The organism is Massilia sp. TSP1-1-2 (genome assembly GCF_049896185.1).
GTDB lineage: Bacteria > Pseudomonadota > Gammaproteobacteria > Burkholderiales > Burkholderiaceae_D > Telluria_A.
This window is the reverse complement of sequence record NZ_JAFCTU010000021.1, coordinates 44,939-65,953: the sequence shown is the minus strand read 5'-3', so window position 1 is coordinate 65,953 and position 21,015 is coordinate 44,939. Positions and strand designations below refer to the sequence as shown.

General features: G+C 65.4%; 16 protein-coding genes. 10 read left to right on the top strand and 6 right to left on the bottom strand.

All coding sequences use genetic code 11. The features are described from left to right. The first annotated feature begins 151 nt into the window (after window positions 1-151). On the top strand, window positions 152-1,078 hold the full coding sequence (locus ACP7BV_RS17855; protein WP_426105721.1) for an alpha/beta hydrolase: 927 nt from the start codon (window positions 152-154) through the stop codon (window positions 1,076-1,078). On the opposite strand, the gene ACP7BV_RS17850 is transcribed toward ACP7BV_RS17855, so the two are convergent. The 4 genes from ACP7BV_RS17850 to ACP7BV_RS17835 form a co-directional block, all read right to left on the bottom strand. Then, window positions 972-2,177, bottom strand: a complete 1,206-nt coding sequence (locus ACP7BV_RS17850; protein ID WP_426105719.1) for a hypothetical protein — start codon at window positions 2,175-2,177, stop codon at window positions 972-974. The two genes, ACP7BV_RS17855 and ACP7BV_RS17850, sit on opposite strands and share 107 nt — an antisense overlap. Before the next feature lie 9 nt (window positions 2,178-2,186). Further along, on the bottom strand, window positions 2,187-2,591 hold the full coding sequence (locus ACP7BV_RS17845) for an amidohydrolase family protein (protein WP_426105764.1): 405 nt from the start codon (window positions 2,589-2,591) through the stop codon (window positions 2,187-2,189). Window positions 2,592-4,711: 2,120 nt separating this feature from the next. Continuing rightward, on the bottom strand, window positions 4,712-5,212 hold the full coding sequence (locus ACP7BV_RS17840) for a TolB family protein (RefSeq protein WP_426105718.1): 501 nt from the start codon (window positions 5,210-5,212) through the stop codon (window positions 4,712-4,714). Between the two features lie 316 nt (window positions 5,213-5,528). Continuing rightward, window positions 5,529-6,290, bottom strand: coding sequence for a response regulator (locus ACP7BV_RS17835; RefSeq protein WP_426105717.1), 762 nt, complete (start codon window positions 6,288-6,290; stop codon window positions 5,529-5,531). Between the two features lie 236 nt (window positions 6,291-6,526). On the opposite strand from ACP7BV_RS17835, the gene ACP7BV_RS17830 reads away from it, so the two are divergent. The 9 genes from ACP7BV_RS17830 to ACP7BV_RS17790 all read left to right on the top strand — a co-directional run bounded on the left by ACP7BV_RS17830 (window position 6,527) and on the right by ACP7BV_RS17790 (window position 16,705). Then, window positions 6,527-7,681, top strand: coding sequence for a sensor histidine kinase (locus tag ACP7BV_RS17830; protein ID WP_426105715.1), 1,155 nt, complete (start codon window positions 6,527-6,529; stop codon window positions 7,679-7,681). 116 nt (window positions 7,682-7,797) lie between these two features. Then, window positions 7,798-8,823 carry a porin gene (locus ACP7BV_RS17825; protein ID WP_426105714.1) on the top strand — a complete coding sequence of 342 codons (1,026 nt, stop codon included), beginning with the start codon at window positions 7,798-7,800 and terminating at the stop codon, window positions 8,821-8,823. Between the two features lie 210 nt (window positions 8,824-9,033). After that, on the top strand, window positions 9,034-10,728 hold the full coding sequence (locus ACP7BV_RS17820) for a DUF1800 domain-containing protein (RefSeq protein ID WP_426105712.1): 1,695 nt from the start codon (window positions 9,034-9,036) through the stop codon (window positions 10,726-10,728). A 9-nt stretch (window positions 10,729-10,737) separates the two neighbouring features. Then, a complete protein-coding gene (locus tag ACP7BV_RS17815) occupies window positions 10,738-12,138 on the top strand; it encodes a DUF1501 domain-containing protein (RefSeq protein WP_426105711.1) in 1,401 nt (466 codons plus the stop codon). Between the two features lie 138 nt (window positions 12,139-12,276). Further along, complete coding sequence (locus tag ACP7BV_RS17810) at window positions 12,277-12,657, top strand: YajD family HNH nuclease (RefSeq protein WP_426105710.1); 381 nt, start codon at window positions 12,277-12,279, stop codon at window positions 12,655-12,657. A 242-nt stretch (window positions 12,658-12,899) separates the two neighbouring features. Beyond that, the gene (locus ACP7BV_RS17805; protein ID WP_426105709.1) at window positions 12,900-13,688 is read left to right on the top strand and encodes a PEP-CTERM sorting domain-containing protein; all 789 of its coding nucleotides are present in this window, start codon (window positions 12,900-12,902) and stop codon (window positions 13,686-13,688) included. A 103-nt stretch (window positions 13,689-13,791) separates the two neighbouring features. After that, on the top strand, window positions 13,792-14,340 hold the full coding sequence (locus tag ACP7BV_RS17800) for an NAD(P)H-dependent oxidoreductase (protein WP_426105708.1): 549 nt from the start codon (window positions 13,792-13,794) through the stop codon (window positions 14,338-14,340). A 17-nt stretch (window positions 14,341-14,357) separates the two neighbouring features. After that, entirely contained in the window at window positions 14,358-16,160 is a 1,803-nt protein-coding gene (gene kefC / locus ACP7BV_RS17795) for a glutathione-regulated potassium-efflux system protein KefC (protein WP_426105706.1), read from the top strand. A 116-nt stretch (window positions 16,161-16,276) separates the two neighbouring features. Further along, the gene (locus ACP7BV_RS17790; protein WP_426105705.1) at window positions 16,277-16,705 is read left to right on the top strand and encodes an ExbD/TolR family protein; all 429 of its coding nucleotides are present in this window, start codon (window positions 16,277-16,279) and stop codon (window positions 16,703-16,705) included. Here the strand turns inward: ACP7BV_RS17790 and ACP7BV_RS17785 are convergent. Both ACP7BV_RS17785 and ACP7BV_RS17780 read right to left on the bottom strand, forming a co-directional pair. Next, a complete protein-coding gene (locus ACP7BV_RS17785; protein WP_426105704.1) occupies window positions 16,698-17,102 on the bottom strand; it encodes a response regulator in 405 nt (134 codons plus the stop codon). The genes ACP7BV_RS17790 and ACP7BV_RS17785 overlap by 8 nt on opposite strands. After that, window positions 17,099-21,013, bottom strand: a complete 3,915-nt coding sequence (locus ACP7BV_RS17780; protein WP_426105703.1) for a response regulator — start codon at window positions 21,011-21,013, stop codon at window positions 17,099-17,101. Before ACP7BV_RS17780 ends, ACP7BV_RS17785 begins: the two co-directional genes overlap by 4 nt. Window positions 21,014-21,015 lie beyond the last annotated feature (2 nt).

The following is a 21,015-nucleotide window of genomic DNA, read 5'->3' as shown; positions in this document are numbered from 1 at the left end:
GCCATCGGGTGGCGGAAGAAACCACGCTGTGCTGGCAGCAAGATATCACCCCTGTTCCCAGCACGGCGCCTGATGCAGGCTAACGCACGAGTTGGCGTTTGGATGAACCTGCGCATATAGTGCTGGGTTCATGAGGGTTAAAGTTGCACATATGAATAATTCGAAAAAAGTTGCCGGTGTCGCGGGTGCGCTCAGCCTGATCTGGCTGGGCATGACTGCCGCCATTGCCGCCAGCCAGCGCCGGCTGGTGTTCAATCCCACGCTCAAGCGCGAGGTGGACAAGCCGCGCAGCAGCGGCCATCGGACGCGCCCGATTGTTTTGCGCGCCAACGACGGCACCAAGCTGTCCGGCTGGCTGATGACGCCCCAGGTGGTCGGGCCCCATCCGGCCGTGGTCTACTTTGGCGGGCGCTCCGAAGAAGTGTCGTGGGTGGTGCGCGACGCGGCCAGCATGTTCCCTGGCATGGCGGTACTGGCCGTGAATTACCGCGGCTACGGCGCCTCCCAGGGCGACCCGGCCGAGCAGCACATGGTCGAAGACGGGCGCCTGCTGTTCGACTGGCTGGCCGAGCGCCACCACGTGGACGCCGCTCGCGTGGCCGTGGTCGGGCGCAGTCTCGGTTCCGGCGTGGCGGTGCAGGTGGCGCTCGAGCGTCCCGTCCATTCGCTGGTGTTGATCACGCCCTACGATTCGATCCTGGCCATTGCCAAGCGCAAATTCCGCGCGGTGCCGGTCGAATACGTGCTGCGGCACCGGTTCGAGTCGGTCAAGTACGCCCCTTCGCTCACCGCGCCCACCTATGTGCTGCGCGCCGCCAGCGACGACGTGGTGCCCCATTCGCACACCGATCTGCTGGTCGCCCAGCTCGGCCGCCTGCACCTCGACGAAATCGTGCCCGGCTCGGACCACATGACCATTCCCTACCTGGCCGCGACCCAGGAAAAAATCGCCGCCTTCCTGCATTCCCGGTTCAGTCTACCCCTCCCAGCGTCAGCAGCACCAGGCGCCCACGCGCATCCTGATCCAGATTCAGTGTCAGGACAATTCGTCCCAGCCGGTCCTGCACTAGCGACGTGAGCCGTGTACTGCCTTCGAAGCGGGCGCGCTCGTAGCCGGGCAGGCTGGCGCTGACATCGGTCCAGCGCGCGCCGCCGTCGCGCGAGAGCGCCAGAAAAGGCTTGCCGCTGGCCTGGACAAAACCGGTTGCCAGCACGATCCCGGGCCGGTTGCGCAGCGCCAGCAGGCTGAGAATGGTCGGCTGGCCGCTCGCCTCCAGCTGGCCCAGCACGAACTGGAACGAGCGCGCTCCGTCCAGACTGCGCAGCAAGCCGCCCTCGACCCCGGCGAAGACCCGCCCTCCCGCCTCGCCAATGAAGTGCACGCGCCGGTTTTCCAGCGCCGGCAGCGCCATCGGCAGCGGTTCGGTCGACGCCAAATTCACGCCGTCCGGCGCCAGTGCGTAGGCGCGCAGGAAGGCGCCCTCGCCCGGACAGGCGCCGCCGGTGAGCAGCCGGTTGCCGACAATGCGCCAGGCCGAATGCGGGCAGGCGTCGTGGTCCACGCTGCCCAGCAGCGCGCGCCAGTGGCGAGCGTCGTCGGCGCTGGCCAGCAGATTAATTCCGCCCCCGGCATTCGACAGCAATTGCCCGCGATGGGACTGCAGGTCCGTCATCCACAGCCGTTCGCAGTACAGGCCGGTGCACACGCGCAGCGCCTCGTCGCGCGGGGCGAACCATTCCATGGCGTGCTCGAACTGGCACAGCGAATGCTCCTTGGCGCTGCCGGGCGTGCTCTGGAACAGGAAGATTTTGCCGTCCACGCGCGCCAGCGCCGGCGCGCGCAGCGCTTCACCGCCGCGCGCCGGGCCCAGGGCGCATTGCTCCAGGTCGAGCGGCAACCAGGTTGAAAAGCGGTTGACCATGGAACCGGTGCGCAGGACCAGGCTGGGGCCGCCAGTAGTATTGGACAGCGACAGGTAGCCATGGTGGGCGTCGAACACGACGCTGCGCATGCCGCGTTCGGTAGCGAGCAACACGTCGGCATGGGCGGACAGATCCGGTTCCGGGCGCGGGCGCGGCGGCAGGTAAAGCACGCACGCAGTCAGCAGCGAGGTGCACAGTGCGCCGGCGGCAAGGCGCACGCGCCGGCTGACCGGGCAATTCACAAGGCGATCCATGCTGCTCTCCTATTCGTCCGACGGGCCACAAGCGCCCGCCTGGTCGGCGCAGGGCGGCATCCGGAATGGCGCCACGATCTGCGCCTGGGTAAAGACATTGCCGTTCTTGATCACGTATTCGACGTTGGCCGCCGCAGTCAGGTCTTGCAGGGGATTGCCGCGCACAAGCACCAGGTCGGCCAGCTTGCCCGCCTCGACCGAACCCAGGTCTTGCCCGACCCGCGCGTGCCGCGCTGCGTTGATCGTCACCGTCTGCAGCGCCTGGTGGCGCGTCATCGCCATGCCGGCTGCGCGCAAGTTCAGGTGCAGCGAAATGCCCGGCGCGCCGGGCGGCCCGGCGCTGCCGTTGCTGACCAAGGCCCCGGCCGCGATCACCCGGGCCTGCTGCTGGGCGTCGCGCCGGATCGCGGCCATGACGGCGGCGCCCGGCGTGCGCGCAGTGCGCATGGCGGCGGCGAAGTCGGGCGGCGCGAGCAGCATGCGCGGATCGAGCATCAAGGCCGGGTCGTAGGCGAGCAGCGCGCCGGTCGCCGCCAGCGTGTCGGTCAGGCGCAATTCGCCGTTGCCGTACAGGGTGTGCGCATCCTGGTAGCCGATCCCCATCAGCACCGAGCGCGACCAGTCGTAGCCGAGGCGCTGCCCGCCCGGCAACGGCGCGGCGCCGCCGATGCCGGCGATCAGGGCCGGCGCGGCCGCCCCCGCGCCCGACTGCACGCCCAGCGCCAGCGCCCCTTGCGCGATGCGGTTCATCAGCGCCACCGGCGCGCGCGCGTCGGCCGCCATGAAGTCCACGCCCATGCGGCGCGCCTTGGCAATTTCAAGGTCGGCCACCGCGCTCGTGCGCAGGCTGCGCGCGTGGAGCTCGAGCACGCGGTTGCCGCCCAAGAGCGCAGTCGCGGCGAACAGGCGCGGGCCGACCATGTCGCCCGCCTCGAGCGCCTCGCGCAGTTCCACGCCCTGGTGCAGCGGGCCGCCGGACGACAGCGCCGAAGTGACGCCGTAGGCGAGCATGGCGGCGGCGGCCGGGCCGAAGCGGTCGGCCGGCAGCACGCTGCTGTCCCACAGGCCCGGCAGCACGGTGAGCTGCGAGGCGTCGATGAAACGCGCCGCCGCCGTCTCGGCCCCGTCTTGGTGCGCGCGCACCCACACGATGCGGTTGCCCGTGACCAGAATGTCGACGTCGCGCCGCAGCACCGGCGAGACGCCATCCCACAGCGCGCCGGCGCGAATGAGCAAGGTGCCCGTTGGCGCGGCCTGGGTCCACGCCAGGTTAACGTGCACCTGGTGCACCTGGCGCGCCGGCCCGCCGGCGGCGGCAATCAGCTTGAGCTGGTCGGCGGCCTTGTACAAGATGGTGGCGCCGTCGCCGGAAAACGATGGCAGGTCGGCAGTTTCCGTGGTGAGCTGGCGCGGCGCGCCGGCCGGCGAAGCGTCGGCGTTGAGCGGCATCACGTACAGCACCGAGTCCATAATAAAGGCGACCTGGCGGCCATCAGGGGCGAGCACGGCGGCGCCCTCGTCGCGCTCGGACACCTGGCGCGGGGCCGGACCGACGGCGTAAAAACGCTGCTCGCCGGTGACAATGTCGCTCACGCGCAGCTTGTTGTAGCCTTCGCGAAAGCGGTTGTTGACGCGCTCGTTGGCAACCACCATCACGTGCCGTTCGTCCGCGCTCCAGGACGGCGCACTCACTTCGCTGCCCGCGCCCGCGGCGATCTGCACCGAGCTCGCCCCGGCCAGGTCCCACAGCGCTAGCTGCCCGGCCTCGCCCGTGTAGGCGATGTAGCGGCCCGAGGGCGACATTTTGGGGTGTCCCATCGATTGGCCAGGCACTGCGGCCAGGCGCGTGCGCGCGCGCGTCACCAGGTCGATCCGGTCGATGGCAAAGCGCCCGCCATTGGCCCGTTCCGAGGCAAAATACACGGCGCCGCCGTCGCTAGTCCACTGCACGCCGGCGTCGCGGTCAAGGTCGTGCGTGAGCCGCTGCGGCGTTTGGCCGAGCGCCATCACCCACACGTCGTTGAGGGCGACAAAGGCGATGCGGGTGCCGTCCGGCGAAAGCGCCGGCGCGCTGATGCCCAGCACCGGGCGCGCCGAGCGGTTGCCAAAACCGCGTTCGCGCGCGCGCGCCGGACCTGGCCGGCGCACCAGCATGGTGGCCTCGAAACCCAGGTCGACCGGGTCGCTGGCGTCACCCCGGCGCAGGCGGATCTTGCCGTCAGCGGTGTACAAGAAGCGCCCGTCGGGCAAAAAGCGCACCGGGAACGGGAACATGTCTTCGTTGACGGTCACTTCGCGGTTGCCAAGCGTGAGCTGGCCGGCCAAATTCTGGTAGGCCAGCGTTTTGCTGTTCGGGGTCCAGGCCGAGGCCGAACCGGGCGCCACCGCCACCGGCGCGGCGCCCGGGGTCAACGCTTGCGTGTAAATACGCGCGCTGTCGGTCCACGCCAGGCGCTTGCCGTCGGGCGACACGGCCGGCTGGCTTTCGGCGCCCTTGCCCTCGGTAAGCTGCACCAGCGCCATGCCATCGAGCGTCAGGCGCCAGATCTTGTATTGCTGGTCATTGCCGCGGTCCGACGCGAACACCAGGGCGCTGCCGTCGGGCAACCAGGCCGGTTCGCGGTCGTCCCACGTCCGCTGGTCAGTTCGCTCGCCGAGCGCCCGTCCGGGGTAATCGTCCACAGGTGATAGTTGCCGTCGGCCGCGTAGTTCTGGAAGGCGATGGTCTTGCCGTCGGGCGACCAGACCGGCCAGGTCGGCTCCAGCTCCCAGCCAGTGATACGCTGCGCATTGCCGCCGGCGATAGGCATCACCCACAGCGCCCCTTGCATGCTGAACACCACCTGCTTGCCGTCGGGCGAAGGCGAGGCGGCCATATTGGTGCCTTCGCGCAGTTCGATCGCCAGGTCGCGCGTGGGGCCGCTTAGCCGGTTCAATTGTTCCACGTGCGGCAGCGGCGCCTCGGCTGTGCGCTGGCAGGCACACAGCAAGGTGGCGCAGGCAGCGAGCACACAGCGGATGGCAAACGTTTTCATGGGGCACTCCCGGCGAGAACCGCCGCGACAATAGCGGCTGCGATTCCTACCTTAGTCCCACTGCCGGGCTCGCTTTTTGACGCGTGACAGGCCGCTCGCCATCGGCAAATCCAGCAGGAAACGCCGGTGCGGCGCGTCAGCCGGTGCCCGAGCGCAGCGAGTGTCCTGAGTTGGAAGTTCGTTGTTTATAAATGTTCCGAAATCGCCATGAGGCAAGGAACAAAAGCGGAGCAAGGCCGGGGCCTTGCGAGCATTTTTGACGCAGCATCGTGGGGATTGTCGGAATATTTATACAACGAACTTCCAACTCAGGACACTAGCGGCGTTGGCTGGCCGCGATAAAGCCCGTGACCGCGTCGGAGGCGACCAGCGCCAGCAAGGCCGCGACGTCGACCGGCTTGACGAAATAATGGCCGAAGCCGGCGCCGATGGCCCGTTCGCGGTCGGCCGTGCGGCCAAAGCCCGAAATGGCGATCGCGAACGGAATCGGCATGCCCAGCGAACGGCGCAGCTGGCCGATCAGTTCGAGCCCGTCCATGCCGGGCAGGCCGATGTCGCACACCAGCACATCAAAGCTTTGCGCCCGCGCCAGCCCCAGCCCGGCAATGCCGTCGAACGCGACGGTGACGTGGTGGCCTTCGGCGGCCAGCAGCATGCGCAGCGTGTCGCTGGCGTCGCGGTTGTCTTCAATGAGCAAGATGCGGCGCGCCTTGGCCCCGCTTGCCGCCAGCGGGCGGCACAGCGGCAACGTGGCCGGGACGGCGGAAGAGACGCCACCGTCGCCGCGCTGCAGGCGGGCGGTGTCGAGCAGCTCGTCGAGTACGCCGGACAGGTGCGCGGCCTGGCGCGCGATGATCGCTTGCAGCTTGAGCAGTTCGGGCGTGGCGCCCGGCAGTTTGGCCAGCATGCTGCTGGCCATGATGATGGGCGCGAGCGGATTGCGCAACTCGTGCGTCAGTAGCGACAGGAAAGCATCCTGTTGCGGGGCGGCGCCTGGCGAACCGGCCTGCAGCAGCGCCAGTTGTTGCTCGAGCCCGGCGATTTTCGCCCGCAGTGCGGCGCACTCGTCTGTGCTCATGTAATTTCCATTAATAAATAATCAACCACTAATTGTCTTTCAGTATGACTCTTATTCAGCATTGTCGTACGTTTTTATTGCTCACGTGCCATATGCACGGGAATAGCGTATGCTGCGGCAACACCTCATCGTTTCCCGATCCCCTCCCGCTGCTTAGCAGGTCGATGCCCGCGTCGCCCTCCCCGCTTGTCCCAGAAAGAATTACCGTGCGTCTATCCATATTTATCCGTGAACACATGGAACTCATTTTGCAGGAGTGGGAAAACTTCGCCCTCACGCTCAATCCCATGCGCGCGTCGAGCAAGCTGCAGTTGCGCGACCATGCCCAGCAAATGCTGCTGGTCATTTGCACCGACCTCGACACCTACCAGGGCGAACGCGACAGCATCGACAAGTCGCAGGGCAAAGCGCCCGCCGTGAGCGAAGATACGGCTGCGGAAATTCACGCTTCGGAACGCATGAATTCCGGTTTTGCGATCGAAGAGCTGGTGGCCGAATACCGCGCCGTGCGCGCCAGCGTGTTGCGCTTGTGGCAACATAGGAGCGCTGCCGCCGACGACCATGAAGTCGAGGACATGCTGCGCTTTAACGAAGCGATCGACCAGTCGCTCACCGAATCGGTGGGCCGTTACTCGCGCATGCTGCGCGAATCGCAAAGCGTGTTCCTGGCCATCCTCGGCCACGACGTGCGCAATCCCCTGGGGGCGATCAGCATGGGTGCGCAAATCCTGCTGCAGGACGAAGCGCTGACCGAGCGTCAGCAGATCGTTGCCAAGAGCATTTTCGCCAGCACCAACCGGGTCAACGAACTGGTGGGCGACCTGCTCGATTTTTCCACCAGCCACCTGGGCGACGGCATTCCGATCAAGCCGGCGCCATATGCGCTGGGCGAGCAATGCATGCTGGTGGTCGATGAAATGCGCGCCTTTCATCCCGAGCGCCGCATCGACCTGGTGCAGGACGGCGACCTGGACGTGGTGTGGGACCGCTCGCGCATCAACCAGGCGCTGTCGAACTTGCTGGGCAACGCCGTCGAGCATGGCGCCGACGGCGAGCCGGTGTCGGTCAGCGTGCATGGCGGCGCGCAGATCGTCATTTCGGTGCGCAACATGGGCCCGGTGATGGATGTGGCCAGCATGCGCACCGTGTTCGAGCCGGCCCAGCGCTTTGCGATGCGCCCGATCAGCGAGCGCAACCATGCCGGCAACGACAACCTCGGCCTCGGCCTGTACATCACGCGCGAAATCGTGGCCGCCCATGGCGGTCGCATCAGCCTAGGCTCGAGCCTGCTGGCCGGCACCTGCTTCACGCTGACACTGCCGCGCATGCCGCCCAATCATTTCTTGCAAGAAAAAGACAGTCAAGCCATCCCTGCGATCACCTCCCCTTGAGGTAAATCAAAGAAGCGGTCGAATCTCGCCGCCTGCCTGTGCTTTCCAATAACTTCCTATGTGCTGGACCGTACTTATTTCCCATCGGTTAACCACACAAGAGGCGATTGACGCGCATGAAAACATCACTTCTGGCAGTCAGCTTGGCGAGCGCGTTTGCGCTCAGCGCCCAGGCCCAGTCCAACGTTACCCTCTATGGCGCCGTGGACGCCGGCCTGATCAAGCGGACCGGCAGCAGCACCGCCGTCGGCAAGCGCGACGCCAATACGCTCGGTTTTCGCGGCGTGGAGGAACTCGGCGGGGGCTTGAAAGCGCTGGTCCACCTGGAAATTCGCTACGAGCCGGACACCGGCACGCTGGAAAGCGGCGTGCGCCCCCTGTTCCAGGGCCAGAGCCGGGTCGGCCTGCAGGGCGGCTTCGGCACGCTGCGCATCGGGCGCGGCACCACCTCGTACATGGAGTCGGTGATTGCCTTCGAGCCCTTCCACGGCACGCCGTCGCCGGCCGGCTTTTACACCGACGTGGCCGTGGCGGGCTACACCGTGCAGCCGCTGGACGCCGCCGGCAACTCCTTCAATCGCATCGCGAACGCGGCCTGGTACAACACGCCCGAATTCGGCGGCTTCCAGTTCAACGCCACGGTGGGCGCCAAGGAAGCGAACGGCGGCGCCCAGATCATCGGGCGCGGCACGGCCTTGCTGCCCCAATACGGCGCCAACAGTTCGGCCTCGGCCAATCCGTTCTCGATCTCGGCCACCTACAAGAGCGGCAACATGGGCGCCATGCTGGGGGTGGAACGCAACGCCATCGAGTCCGAACTGTGGTCGGCCGCCGCCTCGGTCAAGCCGTTCGCCGCACTCAAGCTGATGGCCATCTACAGCCACCAGGACCGCGGCCACACCATCGCAGCCAATGAAATGACCAAGGCCTGGGTGGTGGGCGCCAATTACACCATCGTCAACGGCACGTTGTTGATCGGCTACGGGCGCAAGGAGCCGGAGGGCGTCTCGGCCACCCGGCAATTGTCGATCGGCTACGAGTATCCGCTATCCAAGCGCACTTACCTGTACGCCGATGCGTCGCGCAAGGAAAATACCACCAACGTCCATCATCTGGACCTGGGGCTGCGCGCCGCGTTCTGAGGGGCGTGACGCGGCGCAGGAAAAAAGCTCACTGCCGTGAGCTTTTTTTTCGCCGGCAAGTTTTGCCAATACGCAAAGTGTCCGCATGGCTACGAAGTGACGATCTTGATTATCGTCAATTGAACGCGAACTTCACGAATGGCACAAAGGTCGTTGCCAGGAAATCATTGACCATCAATCCACAGAAACGTTTTTTTTGGGATGGAGTTGATGATGATTACCACTAGCCAAGACCTGGCCGAGCGCCCTGCCGACAGTGCCGTTCCCGCCGCCGTTCCCACCGCTGCATTGTTGACCGGCGCCCTGCTGTCCGCTTGCGGCGGCGGCGGCGGCGGCGCCGCACCGGGGGCCGCAGCGCCGCCCGTGGTGCGCGAGAGCGTTACCCCGGAGCACGCCGCACGCTTCCTGGCGCAAGCATCGATGGGCGCCACGCGCGAGCAGATCGCCATGGTGCAGTCGCTCGGCTACGCTGGCTGGCTGGACGAGCAGTTCGCGCTGCCGGCCAGCCGCTCGCGCTGGGACTGGCTGATGGCGGGTGGCTATGCGGCGCCGGCCAATGCTTTCACGGACGCAGGCGCCGATGCCTGCCAATGGCGCAAACTGCTCAGCTCGCACGACACCCTGCGCCAGCGCGTCACGCTCGCGTTGTCGGAAATCGTCGTCGCCGCTCTTCCAGGCTTTGCCGGCAACGGTTGGGGTCCATTTGCGGGGGCGGCCTTCATGGACCTGCTAGAAGTGAACGCTTTCGGCAACTACCGCAAGCTACTTCAGCAAATCTCACTTAGTGCACCCATGGGCGAATACCTGACCTACATCGACAATGTCAAGGCCGACCCTGCTGCCGGCACCATCCCTGATGAAAACTATGCGCGCGAACTATTGCAGCTCTACACCATCGGCGTAGTTGAGCTGAACCTTGACGGTACGCTCAAACTGCGCACTGGCCTGGCGCGCGAAACTTACACCCAGGACGACATCATGGGCCTGGCGCGCGTGTTTACGGGGTGGACCTATGACTGGGCCGCTGGTGGTATCGAGGTCCCCGGTTTCAAGCGCATGCCCTTGATCCAGAACGCGGCGCAGCACGAAAGCGGCAGCAAGACCTTCCTCGGCACCACCATTGCAGCGGGAACGGACGGCGTGGCCAGCCTCTCGCAGGCACTCGACGCCATCTTCGCCCACCGAAACGTTGCCCCTTTCATCAGTAGCCAGTTGATCCAGCGCCTGGTCACCAGCAACCCCAGCGCAGCCTACGTTGCGCGCGTGGCGGCGGTGTTCAATAACGACGGGAGCGGCACCAAGGGCAATTTGACAGCCGTGATCCGCGCCATCCTGCTCGACGACGAGGCGCGCAACAGCGCTTACCAGAGTGCACCCGGTTTCGGCAAACTGCGCGAACCCATCTTGCGCCTGGCAGCGTGGGCGCGCGCCTTCAAGGTCACCTCGCCCGGCGACACCTGGGGTATTGGTAATACTTCCGATCCGGCCACGCGGCTGGGGCAAAGCCCGCTGCGCGCGCCGTCGGTCTTTAATTTCTTCCGCCCAGATTACGTGCCGCCCAACACGGCCATCGCACGCGCAGGACTGGTGGCGCCGGAGTTCCAGATCACCAACGAGTCGACCGTGGTCGGCTATGTCAACTTCATGCAAAACGTCATCGGTAGCGGCATTGGCGACCTGGTGCCTGACTACAGCACCCTGTTGCCACTGGCCGAGACGGCGCGGGCCCTGGTCGATGAAGTCAACCTGGTACTTGCCGCCGGCCAGCTTTCCGCGACCACAGTGGCGCTCGTCGTCAGTTGCCTTGACGGCATGCCGGCGGGTGACGACGCGGCGCGCCTGAACCGGGTGCGTGCCGCCCTGGTCATGGTGATGGCGGCCCCCGAATTCATCGTACAAAAATAGGAGCGGACAATGGACACCGAGAATGGCGCGAGCGCCTCACGGCGCACTTTTTTAAAACGCGCGGCGAGCATGTCGCTCGTTGGCGTGGCGGCGCCCTGGGCGCTCAACCTGGCCGCCATGGCCGAAGCAAGCGCTGCCAGCGCGACAGATTACAAGGCGCTGGTGTGCGTGTTCCTACACGGCGGCAACGATTACGCCAACACCGTCGTTCCCTACGACATTTCCAGCCATGCGCTGTACCAGCAGGCGCGGCCAAGTTTCGCGTACAGCCGCGACAGCCTGGCCGCCACCGCACTGTCGAGCGCGGTCAGCCCGACAGACTCGGCCGGCTTTGCGCGCCAGTACGCGCTCGCGCCCACCCTCGCGCCATTGGTTCCGCTGTTTAATGAGGGCAAGCTGGGCATCGTGCTCAATATCGGCCCGCTGGTGGAGCCGACGACGAAACAGCAATTCAAGAACAATACCGTCAAACTGCCGCCCAAATTACTTTCCCACGCTGACCAACATGCGCTGTGGCTGTGCGGCTCCCAGGGTGGCGCCCCATCGGGCTGGGGTGGCCGCCTGGCCGATCAGTTTCTCTCAGCGAGCGGCAACACCCCTTTCAGCTGCATCAACCTGTCTGATAACTCGATATTTCTTTCGGGAAACACAGCAATCCAATTCAGGATCACGACTGCCGGTGCGATTCCCCTTGCAGGTGTAGGCAGTCCACTCTTTGGATCGGCTGCGGCGTCGGCAGCACTACGCAACTTGATCACCGAGCCGCGCGTGCATCTGTTGGAAAATGAATATTGCCGCGTCAGCAAACGTGCGATCGAAGCTCACGAAGTTCTCGCCGGGGCGCTGACCGCCGCACCCGCACTGCGCACCGGATTCCCCGCGTCCAACAGCCTGGGTGACGAGTTGCGCATGGTGGCGCGCCTGATCGCCGCCGCCCCGGCACTCGGCGCCAGGCGCCAGGTGTTCTTTGTCGGCCTGGGCGGCTTTGATACCCACGACGGCATCAGCGCCACCCATCCGGTGTTGATGACCAGGCTGGCCGAGGCGCTGGCCGCATTTCACGCGGCGACCGTCGAACTGGGCGTCTCCGAGCAAGTCACCACGTTTACCGCCTCCGAATTCGGACGCGCGTTGACGGGCGACGCCGATGGGTCGAATCACGGCTGGGGCAGCACCCACTTTGTGCTCGGCGGAGCGGTAAAAGGCGGGCGCTACTACGGCACGCCGCCCTTGATCGCCAACGACGGCCCCGACGATATTGGCATGGGCCGGCTGCTGCCGAGCACCTCGATTGAACAGCATGCCGCCACCCTGGGCGCCTGGCTGGGCGTGGGCGACAGCGAACTGCTCGCCCTGCTGCCCAACCTGTCGAACTACAATCCCAGCACGCGCAAGCTGGGCTTCGTGTAAAGTATTCTTCCTCATAGAAACCCCACACCCGGGGTCAGTTCCCCCATTGCGACACGAGCTCAGCCAATAGCGGTCGAGCTCGTGTCGCAATGGGGGAACTGACCCCGTTTGATTTGACAACGCAAAAAGGTATACATCATGGTAGTTGGCAAGAAACCCGATGCGGCGCGGCTGGACAAGATCGTCGCCGACGCCCGCCGCGCCGCCGATACGCGCGAGCTGGGCTACCGCGAACGCTCGCTCAAGATGTATCCGTGGATCTGCGGGCGCTGCATGCGCGAATTTACCCACACTAACGTGTCGCAGCTGACGGTCCACCACCGCGACCATAACCATAACAATAATCCGCCCGACGGCAGCAATTGGGAACTATTGTGCCTGTACTGCCACGATAACGAACACTCGCGCTACCTCGAAGCCGACCGTGGCGCCGGCTTGCTGTCTGACACTGTGCAGCCGGCAACGCACAATCCCTTTGCCGCGCTGGCCGGCCTGATTAAAAAGAAAGATGGGGCTTGAGGCGCCATCGCCAGAATATTCTTCTGCTGTTCTCGTCCGCATCAATCCGGGTTCTTGCGATGATCCCGGCAGCGCTCGCACGGATAAAAGCTGATTGTAAGAAACTATAGTTGTCGAGAAAATTTACAGTCGCGGCAAGCATGAACCAGGGATTTCCGCTAAATCCTTGATAATTATCAATATTAATTTCCTGGCACAAGTATTGCTATTAGTGCCAGGTCAATTAATTATTAGAAATGTTCATGATGAAATTTGCAATTCCCCTCGCTTTCGCCGCCCTCTTCGCCACTACCGCTTCGGCCCACGCCGGCGTCATCTCCGATCTGGGCAACACCGGCTACTGGGGCGGCAACGACCACCATTACGGCGACGTGATCGGTGGCGCGATGTACGACGTCAAGGGCGCTACCGTCACCCGCGCGGGCAGCAAGCTGACCGTGTCGATCGACACCAGTTTCGCCGGCCACGCGGGCAGCGACACCTGGGCCGCAGCCAAGGGCATCGGCTACGGCGACGTGTTCCTCGCCGCCAACTGGAACCCGTTCGGCACCGATGCGCATCACGTCAACGACAACGCGGCCACCGGCACCAAATGGACGTACGGCCTGAACCTGGACAATCGCTGGAGCAACACCGGCGGCACCTTCACGCTCTACGAACTGAACGGCGCCACGAATGCCGCCAACGTATTAATGTCGCAAAACTTCCTCACGTGCGCCCTGGGCACCCAGTGCTACTACCGCGACGGCCAGGCGACCGCCGTCAACACCGCCTCCAAAACGGTGCGCAATACCGGCATGACGGGCACCTGGACCGTGTCCGCCGACAAGGCTCTGCTGTTTAACATCAACATCGGCGGCAGCGCGCTGGCCGGCTTTGGCGACATCGCCCTGCATTGGGGCGAGACGTGCCAGAACGATGTCCTCGAAGGCTACACCGATGTTCCCGAACCGGCGACGCCGGCGCTGATCGGCCTGGCACTGGCCGGCCTGGCGCTGCGCCGCAAAGCGCGCACCAGCGCCAAGGCGTGAGCAATCCCGGCGGCGCGGTAGCGGAAAGCGGGGGCTTTTCCGCTACGCGCCGCCGGCGACTGCCGGCCGGCGCGCGCCTGCGCAGGTATGCTATAACGCCGGTATGCGCAAAAATATTCTCGTCCTGTACGCCCATCCCAGCGCCCACCTGTCGCGCGTAAACGCGCGCCTGGCCGAGGCGGCGCGCGCCGTCGAAGGCGTGCAGGTGCACGCACTGTACGACACCTATCCCGACTTTTATATTGACGTGGCGCGCGAGCAGACACTCGTGGCCGCCGCCGATATCGTCGTCTTCCTGCATCCCATCCAGTGGTACAGCATGCCGTCGCTGCTCAAGGAGTGGGTCGACGCCGTGCTGCTGCCCGGCTGGGCCTACGGCGCCGGCGGCCATGCACTCGACGGCAAGCTGTACTGGCTGGTGGCCACCACCGGCAGCGCAGCCGATGCCTACAGCGCAGCCGGCCCTCATGGACGCTCGTTCGATGCCTATCTGGCGCCGTTCGCGCAAACCGCCGCCGTGTGCGGCATGCGCTGGGAACTGCCGCACATCCTGCATGGCGCGCATCACGCGAGCGAGGCGCAAGTGCAGGCGCACGTGGACGCGTTCACGGCGCGCCTGGCCGCGTTTTCCGCCCTTCCCGCACATAATTAAACACAAGCTGAGCTGACATGGAACATGCAATCCTGATCAACGCACTGGTCTACCTGGCGGCCGCCGTGGTGGCGGTACCAATCGCCAAGCGACTGGGACTGGGCGCCGTGCTCGGCTACCTGCTGGCCGGCGTTGCCATCGGCCCGTGGGGTTTGCGCCTGATCGGCGAAGTCGACGTCATCTTGCATTTTTCCGAGTTTGGCGTCGTGCTGCTGCTGTTTTTGATCGGCCTGGAACTCGAGCCCAAGCGCCTGTGGGCCATGCGCCGCCCCATCTTTGGCAGCGGTGCGGCGCAGGTGCTGGGCGTGGCGGCGGCGCTGTGCGCGGCAGCCCTCTTGGCCGGGGTGGCGTGGAAGGTGGCGCTGATCGGCGCGCTCGGCCTGTCGCTCTCGTCCACCGCCATCGCCCTGGCCACGCTCGACGAGCGCAATTTGAAGGGCACGCCGACCGGTTCCTCCGCTTTTTCGATCCTGCTGTTCCAGGATATCGCCGCCATACCCATGATCGCCGTGGTGCCGCTGCTGGGGGTGGCCGCCGCCACCGGCGAGGGCGCCAACTGGGTCGATGCGCTGCGCATCGTCGGCGTGATCGTGGCCATCATCTTCAGCGGCCGCCACCTGGTACGCCCTGCCCTGCGCATGATCGCCAAGAGCGACCTGCGCGAAATCTTCACCGCTTTTGCGCTGCTGCTGGTGATCGCCATCGCGCTGCTGATGCAGTGGGTCGGCCTGTCGATGGCGCTGGGCGCCTTCATGGCCGGCGTGCTGCTGGCCGATTCAGAATACCGGCACGCGCTCGAAACCGACCTCGAGCCGTTCAAGGGTCTGCTGCTGGGGCTGTTTTTCATCGCGGTTGGCATGTCGGTCGACTTCGGCGTCTTCATGGCCCAGCCATGGCTTATTTTAGGCATCGTTGGCGCCTTCCTGGTGCTGAAAACGCTGGTGCTGTACGGCCTGGCCAAGCTCTTTGGCATCGCGCGCAGCCAGCGCGCGCTGTTTGCCTTTCTGCTTTCCCAGGGCGGCGAGTTCGCCTTTGTCGTGTTCGGCGCGGCGCAGGCGGCGCGGGTGCTGTCGGCCAACGTGGCCTCGATCCTGATCGTGGTCGTCGCCCTGTCGATGGTGGCCACGCCGCTGCTGCTGATCGTCTACGACAAGCTGATCGCCCCCCGTTTCAACGACCGCAAGGCGCGACCCGACGACGCGATCGAACACAACGAGCACCACGTGATCATCGCCGGCTTCGGGCGCTTCGGCCAGATCGTCGGCCGCCTGCTGACGGTCAACCGCATCAAGCTGACGGTGCTTGACCACGACCCGGACCAGATCGACCTGGTGCGCCGCTTCGGCTCCAAGGTGTTCTATGGCGACGCCACCCGCATCGACCTGCTGCACGCAGCCGGCGCCGCCCATGCGCGCGCGCTGGTGGTGGCCATCGACGACATCGACGACAGCTTGAAGCTGGTGGAGGCGGTGCGGCACGCCTTTCCCGACCTGACCATCATGGCGCGCGCGCGCAACGTGACGCATTACTACGACCTGATGGACCGCGGCGTGACGATCATCGAGCGCGAAACGTTCGAATCGGCGCTGCTGCTCGGACGCGCCGTGCTGTGCGAACTTGGCTTTGGCGCTTACCGCGCACGCCAGGCGGCGCAGAAATTCAAGAAGATGAACATTGAAAACCTGGACAAGGTCTATCCCTTCTACAAGGACCAGGAACAGCTGGTGTCGATGGCCAAGCAGGCGCGCGACGAGCTCGAAGCCATGTTTTCGCTGGACGCGGAAGCGACGGAAAACGAACAGAAAAATGGCTGGGATTAGTCTGCGCACTTATTCTTGCTAGCTCATGGCAAATAATGTGCAACTAAATAGCAAAAGACGGTATGCTAAAGGTGCTGATCCCGACCGCAGCATCCACCTTTTGACTGGAGCACACCATGAGCAAGCATGCCGCCGCGCCAAATGCCTCCCCCGCCCCCCTCGCCGAACCGATGATCGACATGAACATGACGCCGCTGATCGACGTCATGCTGGTCTTGATCATCATGCTGATCATCACCATTCCCCGGCAACAACACGCCACCACGCTGGCCATGCCCACCACCTCGGCGCAAGCGGAGCAACCGGTGGTGGTATCGATCGATGTTGATTTTGACGGCACCGTGCTGTGGAACGGGCTGGTGCTGCAAAGCCGCGCGGCGCTCGAGAGCAAGCTGCTGGCGGCATCGCGCGCGGCCGTGCCGCCGCAACTGCAACTGCGGCCCAACAAGCTGGCGCCCTACAAGACGGTAGCCGGCATCATGGCGACGGCCCAGCGTGCCGGCCTGCTGAACATCGGCATCGTGGGCAACGAACAGTTCATGTAGGCGGCGCGCAGCGTGGCACGTGCCGGCGCACGCTGTCTTGTACCAGGTCGGCGCTGAACGGCTTGACGAGAAAGTCGGCGCCGCCTAACGCCAGCGCGCGCGCATGCAGTTCGGGGTCCAGGTGGCCGCTGACGAAAATCACGGGAATGGCGCACAACGCGGCGTCGCCCTTGAGCTGGCGGCACACTTCATAGCCGTCCATGCCTGGCATTTCAATATCGAGCAGCAGCACGGCCGGCGCCTGCTCGCGGCAGATCGCCAGCGCGTCGGCCCCGTTCAAGGCCATGCATACTTCGTACTCGTCTTTCAGCATCGCGTACAAGACCTGGATGTTGACCGGCTGGTCGTCGACCAGCAACACCAGCGGCCGGGCCTGCGCTGATCGCGGCGCCGTCATGCCAGCTCCCGCAGCAGGGCGCGGCACGCGCGGCTGGCCCCCTTGAAGTCGAGCGCCTGCATGCGCTCGTCAAGCGTCGTCAGGCGCGCACCCAGGACCGCGCCATGGCCTTCGCGCAGCTGCGAAAACACGTCGCAGGCGCCCATGTTGTGCCCGGCGAGCAGCTGCTCAAGTTGCTCCAGCACGCTTGCCAGCGGCGCCGCCTGCGGTCCCGGCGGCAGCGCTACCGGCGGCACCAGGGCGGCCACTTCCAGCGCCAGGTCGGCAACGCTGGCGTCCACCAAGCGTTGCACCGTGCGCAAGGCAAGGCCGACATCAACCGGATCGCCCCGCCGCAGCAAGCTTTCCAGTGCGCCGGTGTAGTCTTGCAACTCGGCCGCCCCGACAATACCGGCCGCGCTTTTAAAGGTGTGCAGGATATTCGGCGCGCCGTCGTGCCCGGGAAGCGCCAGCGCGGGGCTCAGCTCGATAAGGAACTGGGCCGCTTCAAGCGCATAGGTGCCGGCCAGCGCAATGAACAATTCTTCGTTGCCGCCCAGGCGCAGCAGCGCCTGCTCGCGCTCGATCGACGAGGCTCGTGGCTGGGCCGCGGGTGCTGCAGTCGTTCCACTGGCCGCAGTCGTTCCACTGGACGCAGTCGTTCCACTGGCCGCCGGTGCCGGCGCGCTGCCCGCGCTGCGGCAATGCTTGAGCAGCACCGCCACCAGCGTGGCGATATCGACCGGTTTTCCGACATGGTCGTCCATGCCGGCGGCCAGGCAGGCTTCGCGGTCGCTGGGCATCACGTTCGCTGTCATGGCAATGACGGGCAGGCTGCGGCAGGCGGGCAGGCGGCGCAGCGCGCGCGTGCAGTCGTAGCCGTCCATGTCGGGCATCTGCACGTCCATCAGGATGGCGTCGTAGCGCCGCGCGAGCACCATCTCCAGCGCCAGCGCGCCCCCGCCGGCCACGTCGACTTGCGCGCCGGCGTGCGCCAGCAGGCCACACGCGATTTGCTGGTTCAACAGGTTGTCGTCCACCACCAGCACGCACAGGCCACCAAGAGGCGCCTGTGCGTTTGTAGCGTTTGCAGCGTTTGCAGCGTTTGCAGATTCTGCCGCTGCGGCCGGTGCCGCGGCGGGCAGCGCCTCGATGCCATGCCCGGCGCGCGCGCTGGTCACCGCCTCGAGCAGCATCTGGGGCGTAACCGGCTTGGTCAGAAAGCCGTTGAGCAGCGCGCGTTCGCCCTGGGGCCGCGCGGCGAGCGACCCGCGCCCGTGCGCGGTCACCATCACCACGATCGGCGTCGGATTGTCGATGCGGATGCGGCGCGCCAGTTCCCACCCGTCCATGCGCGGCATGCGCCAGTCGAGCAGCACCACGTCGAAGGCGGGATGCGCTGCCAGTACCGCCAGCGCTTCTTGGCCGCTGGCCGCGTCCAGCGCCAGCCAGCCGAACGAAGTGGCCATGCTCACCAGGCTGCGGCGTGACAGGGCATGGTCGTCGACCACCAGCACGCTGAGCTGCGCCACTGGTAATTGCGGTAACTGCGGCAACGGCGGCAACGGCGGCGCGCCACCTGTGTGCAGCTCGGCGCCGCAGCGTCCAAAACGGGCCGAAAACGAAAAACAGCTGCCCTGTCCCAGCGTGCTGCGCACCGCCAGCTTGCCGCCCATCAGCTCGACCAGACGCTGGCTGATCGTCAGTCCCAGCCCGGTGCCGCCGAAACGGCGCGCGGTCGACGCTTCGGCCTGGGTAAAGCCTTCAAAGATGCTGCCCAGCTTGTCGGAGGCAATGCCAATGCCGCTGTCCTGCACCGAAAAAACGATGTCGTGGCCGTCGGGCGCACTGCCGGCCAGCGCCAGCGTAACGGTCACTTCGCCGTGCTCGGTAAACTTGATCGCGTTGCTGGCCAGGTTGATGAGCACCTGACGCAAGCGCGTAACGTCGCCCACCAGCGTGGCCGGCAAGTCCGGGGCAATGACGAAGATCAGCTCCACATCCTTGGGGCCGAGCAGCGCCGAGAGGATGGTCGACAGGTCGCGCAGCAAGGTGTCGACCCGGAACGCCGCGCTTTCCAGGGCCAGCTTGCCCGCTTCCACCTGCGAAAAATCGAGGATATCGTTGAGCAGGCCAAGCAGCGAGCGCGCCGCCGAGTCGGACTTGACCGCGTAGTCGCGCTGCAGCGGCGTCATGGCCGTGTGCTGCAGCAGTTCAAGCATGCCCAGCACTGCGTTCATGGGAGTGCGGATTTCATGGCTCATGTTGGCCAGGAACTGGCTCTTGGCGAGATTGGCTTGCTCGGCCTGGTCGCGCGCGTCGGCCAGCACGCGCCGCACTTCGCGCTCGGCGCCGATATCCTTGGCAATGCCCAGGTAACCGACGATGCCCGCTTCGCTGTCGCGCACCGCCGTCACCGTCAGGTTGACCGGCAAACTGCTGCCATCCTTGCGCACATAGGTCCAGTCGAGCGACTCCGAACCGCCCGCGCGCGCAGTGGCGATGAATACCTCGAAGCCGTCAAGCGCGCGGCCCGATCCGTGCCCCAGCGTAACGCCACGGCGGCGCACTTCATCGGCATCGTGAAACAGCGTTGGCGTGGCCTTGCCAATCAGTTCGGCTGCACTGTAGCCGAGCATGCGTTCGGCGCCGGGGCTGAACAGTTCAATGGTGCCTTGCTCATCGGTCTGGATGATCGAAAAATCGCTGGCGGCGTTGACCACGCCTTGCAATTGGCGCAGCGCGACTGCCTTGCCAGCTTCGGCCCGCTTGAGCGAGGAAATATCGCTGACAAAACCGTACAGGCCGCACACCTGGCCGTCCTGGATATCGGGAATGTACGACAGCAACGCGTCGCGCACCTCGCCTGAGGCGAGGGTCACGCGCCGTTCAAAGATTTCGCGGTTGCCCGCCAGCGCCGAGCGCAGGCGGGCCTCGATCTCGGCAAAGCGGGTGCTGCCGAGCACCTCGCTGATATGCTGCCCGCGAATGGCCTGCGGCGACTTGCCGAACCATTCGAAGTAAGCGTGATTGGCGAAGCGGTTGCGCAACTCCTTGTCCCAGTACACCACCAGCGCGGGCGTGTAATCGATAAACTGTTGCAGCGCCGCTTGCGCGTGGCCTAGTTCTTCGCTTTTGTGCGCCAGTTCCGCCAGGCTGGTTTCCAAATTGCCCTGGGCGCGCCGCCGTTCGGCATTTTCGTGCAGCATGTCCTGGCGCGACTGCTGCAACTGCAGCGTCATCGCGTCGAAAGTATGGCCCAGGATGCCGATCTCATTCGTTTCGAGCAAATTCAGACGCAGGTCCAGGTTGCCTTCGATGACTTGTTCCGTCATGCGCTGCAGCGCGGCCACGGGCTGCAGCACGCGGCGCCGGATCACCATGCTGGCAATGGCAATCAGCACCACCAGCACGGCCAGGCTGGCGATGGCGGCGACGGTGGCGCGCTGCTGCGCCGCCTCGAGCGCCAGCCGGTTCAGCTGCATCAATTCAAAGCCGTCGTCGAGCATGTCCTGCGCTGTCAGGAACAGGGCGCTGACGACCGCGCCGGTTTTCCTGCGCCCCACGTCGCTGGTGCCCGGCGGATCGCGGGCAATGCGCTGGAACAGGCGATCGAGCGTGGCCAGATTGGTTTTTTCACGCTCGAGCAGGGTACGCTCGACGGCACCACTGTAATGGTGACCCGCCAGCGCCTGCTGAAAACTTGCGTAGCGACTAGCCCACTGCGTGCGCGCCCGTACTTCGCCATACAGGGCCACCTCCATCGACAGGTAACGCAGCGTGGTTACGGCGCGCACCGTTTCCTGGGCCATGCTGATTTGTTCAGTCTTGCTGCGCACTTGGCGCGCGGCCAGCGCCGTTACAGCCAGCGTGGCGGCAAAGGCCAGCGAAGCGAGCACCGTCAGCAGCGTGCGTTGGTGATTGAGCAGCATGG